At 45.2% G+C, this 13,577-nt stretch carries 15 protein-coding genes; 4 read left to right on the forward strand and 11 right to left on the reverse strand.

All coding sequences use genetic code 11. From position 1 onward, the window contains the following. Window positions 1–331: 331 nt before the first annotated feature. The 4 genes from thiI to CPZ25_RS05325 all read right to left on the reverse strand — a co-directional run bounded on the left by thiI (window position 332) and on the right by CPZ25_RS05325 (window position 3,765). Window positions 332–1,489: a tRNA uracil 4-sulfurtransferase ThiI gene (gene thiI / locus CPZ25_RS05310; RefSeq protein ID WP_074617002.1), complete on the reverse strand. Its 1,158-nt coding sequence runs from the start codon at window positions 1,487–1,489 to the stop codon at window positions 332–334. Between the two features lie 17 nt (window positions 1,490–1,506). Then, entirely contained in the window at window positions 1,507–2,673 is a 1,167-nt protein-coding gene (locus CPZ25_RS05315) for a cysteine desulfurase family protein (RefSeq protein ID WP_058694160.1), read from the reverse strand. 130 nt (window positions 2,674–2,803) lie between these two features. Then, window positions 2,804–3,346 carry a dCTP deaminase gene (dcd, locus tag CPZ25_RS05320; protein ID WP_058694159.1) on the reverse strand — a complete coding sequence of 181 codons (543 nt, stop codon included), beginning with the start codon at window positions 3,344–3,346 and terminating at the stop codon, window positions 2,804–2,806. 29 nt (window positions 3,347–3,375) lie between these two features. After that, window positions 3,376–3,765: an ASCH domain-containing protein gene (locus CPZ25_RS05325; protein ID WP_058694158.1), complete on the reverse strand. Its 390-nt coding sequence runs from the start codon at window positions 3,763–3,765 to the stop codon at window positions 3,376–3,378. A 295-nt stretch (window positions 3,766–4,060) separates the two neighbouring features. Here CPZ25_RS05325 and CPZ25_RS05330 point away from each other — a divergent pair, with 295 nt between their 5' ends. Continuing rightward, window positions 4,061–4,654: an XRE family transcriptional regulator gene (locus tag CPZ25_RS05330; protein WP_013380933.1), complete on the forward strand. Its 594-nt coding sequence runs from the start codon at window positions 4,061–4,063 to the stop codon at window positions 4,652–4,654. 125 nt (window positions 4,655–4,779) lie between these two features. Then, on the forward strand, window positions 4,780–5,568 hold the full coding sequence (locus CPZ25_RS05335) for an EFR1 family ferrodoxin (protein ID WP_167495170.1): 789 nt from the start codon (window positions 4,780–4,782) through the stop codon (window positions 5,566–5,568). Window positions 5,569–5,592: 24 nt separating this feature from the next. Here the strand turns inward: CPZ25_RS05335 and CPZ25_RS05340 are convergent, their stop codons facing one another. After that, on the reverse strand, window positions 5,593–6,135 hold the full coding sequence (locus CPZ25_RS05340) for a hypothetical protein (RefSeq protein WP_096919616.1): 543 nt from the start codon (window positions 6,133–6,135) through the stop codon (window positions 5,593–5,595). 249 nt (window positions 6,136–6,384) lie between these two features. On the opposite strand from CPZ25_RS05340, the gene CPZ25_RS05345 reads away from it, so the two are divergent. Both CPZ25_RS05345 and CPZ25_RS05350 read left to right on the forward strand, forming a co-directional pair. Then, entirely contained in the window at window positions 6,385–7,062 is a 678-nt protein-coding gene (locus CPZ25_RS05345) for a LiaF transmembrane domain-containing protein (protein ID WP_058694155.1), read from the forward strand. Beyond that, window positions 7,059–7,904 carry a DUF4097 family beta strand repeat-containing protein gene (locus CPZ25_RS05350; protein WP_096919615.1) on the forward strand — a complete coding sequence of 282 codons (846 nt, stop codon included), beginning with the start codon at window positions 7,059–7,061 and terminating at the stop codon, window positions 7,902–7,904. Before CPZ25_RS05345 ends, CPZ25_RS05350 begins: the two co-directional genes overlap by 4 nt. A gap of 47 nt (window positions 7,905–7,951) precedes the next feature. Here the strand turns inward: CPZ25_RS05350 and CPZ25_RS05355 are convergent, their stop codons facing one another. The 6 genes from CPZ25_RS05355 to CPZ25_RS05380 form a co-directional block, all read right to left on the reverse strand. Beyond that, a complete protein-coding gene (locus CPZ25_RS05355; RefSeq protein WP_058694153.1) occupies window positions 7,952–9,550 on the reverse strand; it encodes an ABC-F family ATP-binding cassette domain-containing protein in 1,599 nt (532 codons plus the stop codon). Window positions 9,551–9,707: 157 nt separating this feature from the next. Continuing rightward, entirely contained in the window at window positions 9,708–10,751 is a 1,044-nt protein-coding gene (locus tag CPZ25_RS05360; protein ID WP_096919614.1) for an RnfABCDGE type electron transport complex subunit B, read from the reverse strand. A gap of 13 nt (window positions 10,752–10,764) precedes the next feature. Beyond that, on the reverse strand, window positions 10,765–11,340 hold the full coding sequence (gene rsxA / locus CPZ25_RS05365) for an electron transport complex subunit RsxA (RefSeq protein WP_013380941.1): 576 nt from the start codon (window positions 11,338–11,340) through the stop codon (window positions 10,765–10,767). Continuing rightward, the gene (rsxE, locus tag CPZ25_RS05370) at window positions 11,337–11,963 is read right to left on the reverse strand and encodes an electron transport complex subunit RsxE (protein WP_058694151.1); all 627 of its coding nucleotides are present in this window, start codon (window positions 11,961–11,963) and stop codon (window positions 11,337–11,339) included. The genes rsxA and rsxE overlap by 4 nt, the downstream gene beginning before the upstream one ends. Beyond that, window positions 11,963–12,592 (reverse strand): RnfABCDGE type electron transport complex subunit G, encoded by a 630-nt coding sequence (locus tag CPZ25_RS05375; RefSeq protein ID WP_074617008.1) that lies wholly within the window; start codon window positions 12,590–12,592, stop codon window positions 11,963–11,965. Before CPZ25_RS05375 ends, rsxE begins: the two co-directional genes overlap by 1 nt. Then, window positions 12,585–13,565: an RnfABCDGE type electron transport complex subunit D gene (locus CPZ25_RS05380; protein WP_058694149.1), complete on the reverse strand. Its 981-nt coding sequence runs from the start codon at window positions 13,563–13,565 to the stop codon at window positions 12,585–12,587. The genes CPZ25_RS05375 and CPZ25_RS05380 overlap by 8 nt, the downstream gene beginning before the upstream one ends. Window positions 13,566–13,577: the final 12 nt, after the last annotated feature.

Below are 13,577 nucleotides of genomic sequence, written 5' to 3' on the forward strand. Positions count from 1 at the left end.
TTAATTTTACAATAATTTTCAATAAAGTGTAAATTACATTTTTACTGAAAATTATTATTCCGTTTACATCAGCTAATTCTCAACATTTTCTAACCGAGCGCTTTTCGTTTTTTGTATACAATTATATAAGAATCGTTCTTTTTTATATTTAAGATTTTTTTAAGTTTCGTTTTATCATCAAGAAAGCTGTAATTTTTTAAACGAAAACAATAGAGTGTACTCTAGCTTTCACTTAATAAATTTACACTGTCCGTATTTTCCCGCTCTAAAAAAGGCAGAAAAACCGGTTTGGTTTTTCTGCCTTTGTTTTTCTGCCTTTAAAATGTTTTTATTAAACTCTTATAATTTCTGCATCCTCAATTGCTTTTTCAATCATAGGTCCCGCAATTTCTTCCATAGGTCTTTCTGATTTAACAACGGCTTCCAGCTTGGGCTTTGTCTCAGGATGCTTGGGAACAAAAATAGTACAGCAGTCCTCGTATGGTAAAATAGAGGTTTCAAAGGTGCCGATTCTTTCCGCGATAGCCACAATCTCCTGCTTATCCATTCCGATCAGAGGCCTGAAAACCGGAAGGTCTACAACTGCGTTGGTTGCTCCCAGCCCTTCCTGTGTCTGGCTGGCTACCTGCCCGAGGCTTTCCCCAGTAGTCAATGACATGGCTCCGTTGCGTCTGGCAATTTCCTGGGCGATCCGCATCATATACCGGCGGATAATAATGGTCGTCTGACGTTCCGGGCATACCTCAACAATTTTTGTCTGGATTTCTGTAAAGGGCACGACATACAACGTTACCTTTCCGCAGTAACCCGACACAATCTTTGCCAAATCAATGACCTTTTCCTTTGCACGGTCACTGGTGAAAGGAAAGCTGTGAAAATAAACACCGATCAGTTCCACTCCTCTTTTGGCCATCATATAACCAGCCACAGGGCTGTCGATTCCACCAGAGAGCAGCAAAGCCGTCTTGCCGCTGCACCCTACAGGCAGGCCGCCGTTACATTGAATAAATCTATGGTAAATATAAGTCTCTTCGCGGACCTCGACCCATAAGTTCATCTCCGGCGTGTGCATATCCACCTTAATATCCGGAATATTGCGCAGCACTACAGCTCCCAGCCGCCGTCCCAGCTCTGGAGACTGAATAGGGAAACGCTTATCCCCGCGCTTGGCCGTAATACGAAAGGTTTTAAAATCCGCCGCATTGGCCTGTTCCAACGTAGCCTTTTCAATGACATCAATATCACTTTCCACTACAATGGCCGGGCTGACTGATACAATCCCAAAGACCTTTGTCACTGCCTCAAGCGCCCCTTCCAGATCTTCTTCTGAAAGGTGGACGATAATTCGCCCCTGTATTTTCTGGACCTTTACACTCGTAAAGCGCTTCAGGGTATTTCGGATATTTTTCACCAATAAATCAATAAAGTAATTCCGGTTCAAGCCCTTCAGACTAATCTCACCATATCTTACTAAAATGACATGTTTCATCAATTCATTCCTCACTTTTATTTTTTTCGGCGCAAAAGCTTGCGCAACTGGCCTACCGCATTTTCTATGGCCTTTGCAGCCTCCAGCACTTCCTCTTTAGTCGTCATCATTGAAAAGCTGACACGGATGGTACCTTCCTTGTACTCCTCGGGAAGGTCAATAGCCTTTAAAACATACTGCTTTTCCTTTTTATGTGATGAGCAGGCCGAGCCAGTCGACACATAGATGTGCTGAGCCTCCAGGCTATGAAGCAGCACTTCACCCCTGACCCCCTTAAAGGACAGACTCAGAACATAGGGGCAGCCATTTTCAGGCCCATTTACCCGCATGTCTTCAATATTTTCTTTAAGACAGCTGATCATTTCACTTCGTATGGCACGCATTTTATCCAGCTGGCCAGAACCGCAGGCCTGCTGCACTTCAACAGCCTTGCCAAGCCCCATGATTCCAGGAACATTCTCTGTGCCGGAGCGAAGGTTGCTCTCCTGACCTCCTCCAATAATCAGCGGTTTAATTCTGACTCCCTTTCTAAGATAGATCGCTCCAATTCCCTTAGGACCGCATATTTTGTGGCCGCACAAGGTTAACGCGTCAATTTTACAGGCTTTCACATCTACGGGCAGTTTCATAAATCCCTGGACATAATCGGTATGAAAGAGGCAGTCGGGGTTACATTTTTTAATAAGCCCTCCAATGGCCGCCAGATCCTGCGCTGTTCCGGTCTCATTATTAACTCCCATAATACTGACAAGTACGGTATGCTCATTGATGCTTTTTTCCAGCTCACCCATATTAATAAATCCCTCATGATCCACACTGAGGTACACCACATCCATACCATGGTCCTCATAAAACTTAAAAACCTCCATGACAGAAGGATGCTCAATCTGCGTTGTAATAATTCTTATATCCTCAACACGCTGGTTTTCAACGATCCCTTTAATGATCGTATTATTGCCCTCTGTTCCTCCAGACGTAAAATACAGCTCCTCTGGATTACAGTGAATCGCGCCGGCTATGCGGCTACGCACATCCTTAATGGCCTTCTCGACCACAATTCCCCGGTCATATAAGGAGGATGGGTTTCCATAATCCTCTGTAAGATAGCGCATCATCTCTTTCGCAACTTCCGGATGGGGACGCGTTGTTGCGGAATTGTCTAAATATATTTCGTTCACTCTCATCACCTGATCTCAAATTCAATTTCTCAAGTCTGCTCTCTATTATACCCTACCGGCAGCCGTCTCTCAAGAAATACCATAAAAAAACCGGACGAATTGTCCGATTTAAATTTCCATAACAATTTTTGCTCTATTACTGTGCCTTCAGCTCTTTATCTAAAAAGATACGGCTGCCCACGGCATTGCGCTGGCCCTGGTATTTTCCGGCATAAGGGTTAAGCGCTTCCTCATCCATCTGCGCAAACACCAGCTGGCAGATGCGGCGTCCCGCCTCCAACTTAATGGGCAGGCGATTGGCATTATAAAGCTCCAGGGTAATTTCACCTTCAAAGCCAGGGTCGACCCATCCCGCATTTTGGATAAACAGGCCCATACGCCCGATGGAGCTTCTACCCTCCACGAAAGCCGTCAAATCACAGGGAAGCTTGATATACTCCATCGTTGTAGCCAGCAGAAAGGAATTGGATGGAATAATAATTGAATCACTCTCAAACTGGACATACTGGATCTCATCCGTCATGGACATTGCCTCAAACTTATTTTCATCCAATTTCAGAAAATTACGTCCCAGCCGAATATCGACCGAGGCTGGCTGAACTTGTCCATTCTCCAAGGGATCAATAACCAGTTCACCGCTGTCTAAATATTTATAAATGCTCTTATCTGATAAAATCATTGGTACCACCTAACGTATTTTTGATTATTTTAACATGCTCCGCTCTGCTTTTCAATCTGTTTCACTAAATTATCATCTAAATTCCAAAAACCCTGATACCCGCGCAGCAAAATCGGCTTTTTAAAAAAAACTGGATGTTTCAGCTCCCAGGCATAGCGCCCATCAGAAAAATCACCCCTTTTTATCTCATCTTTTGAGAGAGAATTTCTCAAAAGCTCTACTGGGCAGCAGTCGGTTATTTCGACAGTTCCAATAATTGCACCTAACGCCATTCCCTCCTCATATTCTGAATTTTTAATTTTAGCCGCGTGAATCGCAACCCTGCCGCGTATTTTGGTAGGCCAGGAACGGGTTTCATACTGCTTTAACCCCAAAACAACGTAGTTTGCCCATGGCTGATGAATACTGATCGCTTTCAATTTTTCTCTCCTCCTTTTTTATAAACTATTTCTTATTATGAACCATTCTTTGCATTTTTTCAATAGAAGAGGTTGACCACTTCTTTAAAACCATTAAGAATTGTGGAACTGTTTTCATATAATTAAAAAATAAAAGCAATTTAGTGTCTTTTATTTAAATATTTTTAATTGAATTTAAAATGTTTTGAATTTATTATTTACTTTTCTTTCATTTACTTATAAGATAATATTATCTTTGATTAACTGGAGCACTAATCAAAGCAATAAAAAATGTTAAGAGAGAGAGATTGGAAGAATGAACAAGTACAGACAACTCAGAAAAGAACGCAACTTGTCCCAGGCAAATCTTGCCGAAAGATTGGGTGTTTCACAGACTGCTGTCAGCCAGTGGGAAACGGATAAAAATTATCCGGATATTAACACAATTAAACAATTGGCAGATATTTATTCTGTTACCACTGATTACCTGCTTGGCGTAGACTCAAGTCGTCTGAAAAAGGACAATGAAATCGTTGTTTACACCCGTGTACCGGCAGGTGTTGAATGGGCAAATATTGAAGAACGGGCTGGTTATGAAGAATTGGGCGTTAAGATGCTTGAAAACGGCAAAACTTATGTCGGGTTCAAAGTTTCTGATGATGAAATGGCCCCTGTCTTTTTAAAGGACGATGTTCTGATCATCGAAGTTCGCGATAACTGCGAAGATGGAGAAATTGCCCTGGTACAGGTAAGCGGCTATGATGCAGAAATCAAATATGTTTTCATGCAGCCAAACGGCGTTTTGGTACAACCTTTAGTTCCTTCAAAACGCGGCGATTTTTACGCAAATACCAGTAAAGAAAAAGCGCGTATTCTCGGCGTTGTCCGCCAGGTAAGACGCAGCCTTTAATTTATCTACAAAGCCCCCTGGTTTGATCAAACCAGGGGGCTTTTTTAATGCCTGCCTCTTTCTTGACAGGAGGCATTTTAAGGCGTATGCTTAACTTAATAAAATCTAAAATCAGGGAGGCATTTATGAAAGATATTGATCTCGTTTATTTCAGTCCTACAGGAAATACCCGTAAAACACTCCAGGCCATCGCCGCCGGGGCCAAAACCCAGGTAATTGAGCATGACAGAACCTATCCGCAGGGCCGCAAAGAAAAACTTCATTTTACAAAAGACAGCTTTGTCATTCTTGGGTGCCCTGTCTACGCTGGGCGTATTCCACCAAGGCCGGAAAATATTTTTGAAGGTATTGAAGGCGACGACACCCCTGCTGTCCTGGTTGTAACCTATGGAAACCGCGAGTATGATGATGCTTTGCTGGAGCTGAAAAATCTTGCCATTGAGAATGGCTTTGTTCCTGTAGCTGCCGCCGCTTTTCTGGCAGTTCATTCCTACAGTGACAAGCTTGCCGGCGGCCGGCCGGATGAAAACGACCTTGAAATCATGGGGAATCTGGGCCGTACGATCCGCGAAAAATATCTGCGAAAAAAAGATTGTAAGGGAACGCTGATCGTAAAGGGCAACTATCCTTATAAAGACGGCATGAACTATACACCTCTGGCACCCGAGGTATCAGAGGACTGTACCCAATGCGGCGAGTGTATCCCGGTTTGCCCTGTTGCGGCCATTAATCCAGATGACCCGACCCAAACCGACCCGGACCTCTGCATCCGCTGCTGTGCCTGCGTAAAAATCTGCCCGGTCGAAGCCCGCAAATTTACGGCACCACCGTTTTTGGCCACTGTTCAATTCCTTGAAAGTAATTTCGCAGGCATTTATAAAAAACCTGAAATCTTCTATATCACTGAAGACTAAAAAAACCGGCTTAAGCCGGTTTTTTTAGTAATCTTCTTTGTTTTGTTTCTCCGCAAAGCTATCCAAAAGTTTTTCTAATATTTGAACAGAATCATCGCCCGGATTTTCTTCGATCAGTTTTTCGACACTCTGCCCGATATAGTACTCCAGATCATCCTGGGTAACGTCAAAATCTTCGTCCTTTGCTATCTCTGCGAGTTTTCCAAAAAGGTGATGGCGTCTTTCTTCCAGGCGTTCTTCTTTTGATTTTCCATCAAATACGACTCCCTCAACAAACTCGTCCCATTTGTTCGCTATCTTTTCGCCAAGACCTTCTCTTTTAGGGGCTGGATTTGCTTCTTTTTCAGCCTCTTCCTGCTGTTTATCATCAATATGAATGATTTCTTCTAAGATATCATCCTCCGGATTATCTGGAATGGTCGTTAACGGTGTGTAGCTTTCGGTCATCAATGCCGGGTCCATAAACATGTAACTGCCTGTTTCCAGAAGCTTTTCGTTATATTTTTCCAAAGCCTCGCGGTTGTCTTTAATGTAAGTAATAAACTTTTTAACTTCCTGTAATGCCATGGTCTCATCTCCTTATTAAATCATATGATTTTAACTATCTATTATAATATACCCAAAACCTTTAAATCATCAAGCAAAGTCTCTCTTTTTCTTTATAAATTACCGTTTCTTACCAGTCCGCGGCTTTAATCCTTTTTTACCGTGATTTTTATCATATTCATATTACATCTGTCACCACTTTTATATTTTGCTGTTAAATGCTCTTAGAATCCGTTATAATGAAGTCACTACAAAGCAAGGAGAATAAAAATGAGACATTCACTCGGTAATGCCCTTTGGGGGATTTTCTTTATAGCTCTTGGCGTCGGCTTTGGCGGACAGGTCATGGGATACTGGCATTTTTCATTATTTTTCAGCGGCTGGTGGACTTTAATCATTATTATTCCCAGCATTATCAGCATTGTTCAAAACGGTTTTAGAACAGGCAATTGTATTGTGCTGGCCATCGGCGTTTTATTACTGCTCGGCGAACAGGATTTTATTAACGGACATTTAATCGGTGAGCTCATTTTCCCGTTAATTCTGGTGATTATTGGTGTCAGCATTATCTTCCGCGGCAGAGGCAGCCGCCGTTCCCGTGAGGTTAAGCTTCTTACCCAGGGAGAAACACAGGACTATACCGCCATTTTTGGCTCACAGGAGCTGCGTTTTCCAGGGGAGTCCTTTCGAGGCGCAACGCTGACCGCTGTATTCGGAGGTATTGACCTTGATTTAAGGGACGCGCTTATTACAGAGGACATCACCATCACCACGACCAGCATCTTCGGCGGTATTGATATTAATGTACCGTCCAATGTGCGGGTGGATGTCTCCAGCACCCCGATATTCGGAGGCGTTTCTGATAAAACGCCCCGCCCCGCCGTTGCAAACCCGCCCACTATCTATCTCAACAGTGTCTGTATCTTTGGAGGAGTTGATATTTTATGAGAAGCACCAGTAAAGTCGTAAAATACGTTGCTATCGCCCTTGGGCTGATTCTGGCGATCTTTATCATATCTGTCATTGTTAAAACCGCCCTGAGTCTCTTTGGCGCTTTTGGACACTTCGGCAACAATACCGCCGGCAGTGTTGTGACAAATAAGGAATTTTCTCAGGAATTTAATGGCGTCACAACGCTTGACCTTGATTTTTCTGCTGGATATCTGGAAATTCAAAAGGGCGATGTTTTTAAGGTCGAAGGTTACAACCTCCCGAGTAATTTTACTGCCGAGCAAAAGGTTGATACCTTGAAAATTAAAGATAGCATTAAAGACCCAGTGAATTTTTTAAATGCCTTGTCGGATTCTAAAAAGCCTCATCTCACTGTCACCATCCCTGAGGGTACTGCCTTTAAAGAGGTAGAGCTGGCTTTTGGCGCCTCAGACACCAGCATTGATACCCTTAAAACAGGCCGTCTGAAGGTGGATATGGGCGTTGGGCGCGTTGAGATGAGCAGCATCATCGCTGATAATGCCAAATTCAATAACGGCGCAGGGGAAGTTATTCTCTCAGATATGAAGATAAACGACATGGATATGGAATGCGGTGTGGGTAAGGTTTCCTTTGAAGGCTCTCTCACTGGAAAAAATAAAATTGACGGCGGCGTCGGTGAGACGACCTTTGCCATCAATGGCAATGCCGCGGATTTTGACATAAAAGGTGAGCCTGGGCTTGGTGAGCTTACAGTGGATGGATCACGCTATACGAAAGACCGTTTCAGAAACAGCGGAGCCCCCAACAGCTTAGAGATAAACGGTGGTGTCGGATCACTGCGGATCGCTTTCGAATAAAATAAAAAAAGACACGGAAACATCGTATGTGATCCGTGTCTTTTTTATTATGCGTTCATCTGTTTTTTGTATTCCAGGAATTCATCATAACTCGATAACCGGTCAATAATGCCGTCATCTGTCAGCTCGATGATCCGGTTAGCCAGCGTCTGCATAAACTGATGGTCATGGCTGGCAAAAAGAATTACCCCTTTAAAATCCATCAATCCGTTGTTAACCGCGGTGATGGACTCGAGATCCAGGTGGTTGGTCGGCTGGTCTACCACCAATACGTTAGAGCCGAACATCATCATTCTGGACAGCATGCAGCGTACCTTTTCCCCGCCGGAGAGCACGCGCACCTCTTTATAGATATCATCCCCTGAAAAAAGCATACGTCCTAAAAAGCTTCTCAGGTAGGTTTCTGTTTCCTCGGTGGTGAACTGTTTCAGCCACTCTGCTATATTAAGAGTACAGCCCTCAAAATAGGAAGTATTATCCTGTGGAAAATAGGAGGTCGAAACGGTTTGCCCCCACTTAAAGCTGCCCTCATCAGGCTCCATTTCCCCCATCAGAATTTTAAACAGGGTCGTCATGGCAATTTCATTTTCAGCGACAAAACCGACTTTATCCTCTTTGTTAATTCTGAAGCTTACATTGTTTAAAACCTTCACACCGTCGATGGTCTTAGAAAGGTTTTCTACCTCTAATATTTCTTTTCCTGGTTCGCGGTCCATATTAAAACCAACATAGGGATATTTTCTGGATGAGGCCGGCATTTCTTCAACAGCCAGCTTATCAAGCAGCTTTCTTCTGGAGGTTGCCTGCTTGGATTTGGACTTATTGGCTGAAAAACGGGCGATAAAATTTTGCAGCTCTTTTATTTTATCCTCTTTTTTCTTGTTCTGGTCCTTCAGCATTCTCTGAACGAGCTGACTGGATTCGTACCAGAAATCATAATTCCCGACATACAGCTTGATTTTTCCAAAATCAATATCCACGATATGGGTACACACATTATTGAGGAAATAGCGGTCATGAGACACCACGATCACAGTGCCGGGATAATCCATGAGAAATTCTTCCAGCCAGACCACTGCCTGGATATCCAGGTTATTAGTCGGTTCGTCAAGCAGGATAATATCCGGCTTTCCAAAAAGGGCCTGAGCCAAAAGCACCTTGACCTTTTCATTACCGGTCAAACCGCCCATCTGCGCGTCAATGATGGAGGCATCCATCCCAAGCCCCTGCACCAGACGAGAAGCGTCAGATTCGGCTTCCCAGCCGCCCAGATCGGCAAATTCTCCCTCCAGCTCTCCAGCTCGGATGCCATCCTCATCGGAAAAATCCTCTTTCGCATAAATAGCGTCCTTTTCCTTCATAATGTCATAAAGATGCTGATTTCCCATAATAATGGTGTCCAGCACTGAATAGTCGTCAAAAGCGTAATGATCCTGCTTCAATACGGACATGCGCAGTTCCTTAGGCATAATGACATCACCGCTGGACGGCTCGAGATTACCAGATAAAATTCTTAAAAAGGTGGATTTACCCGCTCCGTTGGCACCGATAATACCATAGCAGTTTCCCGGTGTGAATTTTATATTAACGTTTGAAAACAAATTGCTTCCATCAAAATTTAAACTTAAATCAGATACTGTAATCATTCTGTAACTTCTATACTCCTCTGGTTTGAAAAATATGGCGCTTTGGCCCATGAATCTCTATTATAGCCTAAACCCAATGCTTTTTCCAGTTCTTTCTGCTGGAAATTATCGTTAATTCAAAAAAGGAGCGCCGCAACCTTAGCGGCACTCCTTAAGCCTATTTCAGATCGCTTATTTTAAACTCGACCTTATCTTTTTCATCTTCTGGATGTTCTTCTGCAGGATCAACTGTTTTTTCGGGTTCTTCCATATTTTCTCTTGTTTCTAAAACTTCGATTTCTCCGCTGACTTCTACAAATTCTTCTGCTGGCTCAGCATCGACCTGCATGATCGCTTCCATTTCCTCATCCAGATCCTTTTCTGGTTCCAGCTCAATAACGGTGGTTTCATCGCCAATGACAATGCGCTGTTCCAGTGTAATGGCGCCTGTCGGACATTTTTCAAAACAAGCCTGACACTGGGTACATTTATCATAATCGATGGATGCCAGATTATTTTCAACCGTAATGGCTTCCACTGGGCATACCTTCACACAGGCTTTACAGGCAATACAGCCTATATCGCAGACAGCGCGTACCAGCTTGCCCTTGTCTGTATTACGGCAGTCCACATGCACCAGCTGGTCTGCCGGAATCAAATCGATAATGCCTTTTGGACAGGCATCCCTGCATTTACCACAGGCCGTACATTTATCAACGTCCACCTCGGGCAGACCGTTATCACCAATGGATAACGCACCAAACATACAGGCGCTGACACAGGTGCCAAGCCCCATACAGCCATGCCGGCATGTCTTTACGCCGCCGCTCGCAATCATGGCCTGGCGGCAGTCCTGAATACCATAATAATCCGCACGGTTCGGCGAATGGGTACAATCACCGTTGCAGTGAATACAGGCCACCATCGGCTCGCTGCTGCCGATGCTTTCTCCCATAATCTCTCCAATGGCCATGGCTGTGGCCGCGCCGCCTACCGGACAGGCATTCACCGCCGCCTCACCGTTTACGATGGCCACCGCAAGGGCATCACAGCCTGGAAAGCCGCAGCCACCGCAGTTTGCCCCTGGAAGGGCATCTCTCACCAAAGGAACCCGCTCGTCCGTTTTAACCTCAAATACCTTTGAGGCGATGGCGAGACCAGCTCCGAAAATCAATCCCATGGCACCTAAAATACCTACAGGAATCAGTAATTCCATTAACATTTCCGGCACCTCCTTACAGCATTCCGGAGAATCCCAGGAACGCAATGGCCATCAGACCCGCTGTAACAAGCGCGATCGGGAATCCCTCAAAGGGCTTTGGAATATCGGACAGCTCCAGACGTTCCCGGATACCGGCAAACAGCACGATCGCCAGTGTAAAGCCAAGGGCCCCGGCAATCCCATTGAAAACTGTTTCGATAAAATTGTAACCATACTGGATGTTTAACAGCGCAACCCCCAGTACCGCACAGTTGGTCGTGATCAGCGGAAGGTAGACACCCAACGCCTGATAAAGAGACGGGCTGGTTTTTTGAATAATCATTTCAACCAACTGTACCAAGGCCGCAATAACCAGAATAAAGGCAATGGTCTGTAAATATCCAAGACCTAACGGGTCCAGAATAGCGTACTGCACCACATAGGTAATCGCCGAAGCCATGGCCATTACAAAGGTAACGGCAATCCCCATCCCCACAGCTGTTTCAATCTGTTTAGAAACGCCGAGAAAAGGGCAAATACCGAGGAATTTTGACAAAATAAAGTTCTGGACAAAAATGCCGCTGACTAAAATCAGGAGTATATTGGTCATGACAGGCTATCCTCCTTATTTGATTTTTTCGCTTCTAGTTTTTCTGTAATCTTATTGATGGCTGCAATGCCAACACCCAAGGTCAGGAAGGCTCCTGGCGGCAGGATAAATATAAGAACCGGTTCATAGCCAGCGCCGAAAATGCTCAGACCGAAAATCGCGCCTGCACCGATGATCTCGCGGATTGAACCCAGCACGGTCAGGGACAGTGTAAAGCCGAGGCCCATCCCTGCGCCGTCCGCAAAAGATGCCAGAACAGGGTTAGAAAACGCAAAGGCTTCCGCACGTCCGAGAATAATACAGTTGACAACAATCAGAGGAATATAAATCCCCAGCGCGGCATCCAGCGCCGGCACATAAGCCTTCATCAGCATGCCGACAATGGTTACGAAAGATGCGATGATGACGACAAAAGCCGGGATACGGATTTTGTCCGGAATGATTTTCCTTAAAGCTGAAATAACAACATTTGAACCGATCAGAACAACAGTGGTCGCAAGCCCCATGCCCAGACCGTTTATCGCCGAGGTCGTAACTGCCAAAGTCGGACACATCCCCAGCAGCAGGCGGAATGTTGGGTTCTCCTTGATCAGCCCATTTGTAAAATGTTTAAAATTACCCATTATTGTGCGCCTCCTTCCTTCGCAAGCGCTTCGTAGACTTTTTCAGATGCGTTGACGCCTGTTGTAACAGCTTTGGAAGTGATTGTCGCGCCGGTAATGGCGGTTATTTGATTGTCTGAAGCTTCTCCGCTTTTAATAACCGCGATCTCCTTTTTCGCGTCTTTTCCTTTAAACTGTTCCTGGAACGCCGGCTCAGTAGATTTTGCGCCAAGCCCCGGTGTTTCACTCTGGCTTAAGATCGTAATGCCTGTAATCTTGCCATCTTTATCGATACCGGTCAGTACTTCAACCGCTCCGCCATAGCCGCTCGGAGCTGTTTTGACGGTATAGCCCGCCAAGTCGCTTCCCTTATAGCCAACGTAGGCTTCCTTAATAATACTGGCTTCATTTGGGGCAGCAGCGGCCGCAATCGCTTCGATATTATCTACGGCCTCAAATTTATCGGCATCCGGCAAAACAGCCTGTCTTGCCTCAGTATTGGCCTGCTCATTGCGCTGGTCTATAACATCAGATGTTACGTAATTCGTCATTGCGAGGCAAAGAGATGCGATCGCCGTGATGACAAAGAGAATAACAGCCAGCTTGATGACGTTTTTCCAGTCGATGGATATTTTTTGTTTATTAGCCATTCACTTCCACCTCTTTGTTCTTTTTCTCCTTTTTCGGTGCTCCGTAAATACGCGGACGGGTAAACCGTTCGATGAGCGGAGCCGCCACATTCATCAGAAGGATAGAGTAAGATACCCCCTCAGGATAGCCGCCGAACATTCGAATAATCATAGTAATCAAGCCGCAGCCAAAGGCGAAGATAATCTGTCCAACCGGAGTGCTCGGAGATGAGACATAATCCGTTGCCATGAAGAAGGCACCCAGCATTAAACCGCCAGAGCAAAGCTGAAAGATTGGGTCCTGACCAAATACAAGCGATAAAACCGCCACTGTCGCAAGATAAACCGCCGGAATACGCCAGCTGATAACACCGCGGACAATCAGATAAATGCCCCCGATCAGCAGCGCCAACGCGGAGATTTCCCCAATGGAGCCATAGACGCCATTGATCCCAAGAAACATATCCAGATTACTGGGCAGCGCGGTCAGATCCAGGCCCTCCTTTAAAATTCCCAGCGGTGTCGCCGTCGTAAAGGTATCTGCCAGCGGGATATAGGCTGTGCCTGTCATGTGGGTTGGCCATGACGCTACCAGAAAAGCCCTGGCCGCCAAAGCCGGGTTCATAAAGTTATGTCCAAGGCCGCCAAAGCACTGCTTAACCAGGGCGATGGCAAAAACTGAACCGATAATACACATCCACCACGGTGCTGTGATAGGCAGATTAAAGGCCAGCAGAAGTCCCGTAACAACGGCGCTCCAGTCACTGACAGTAATGGGCTTTTTCATCAGCTTTTGGATAACTGCTTCCGTCACAACACAGCTGGCGACACAGAGCGCCACGATCAGGAAGGTTCTCATGCCAAATACATATCCGGCAACTGCGAGCGCCGGTAAAAGCGCAACGATAACACTCTGCATAATGCTGGACGTATTATGCTTTGCGCGTATATGTGGTGATGAGGATACAGTCAGTGTTAAATCTAATTTACTCAATTGATGCTCCTC

It is taken from the genome of Eubacterium maltosivorans, from assembly GCF_002441855.2.
Lineage (GTDB): Bacteria > Bacillota > Clostridia > Eubacteriales > Eubacteriaceae > Eubacterium > Eubacterium maltosivorans.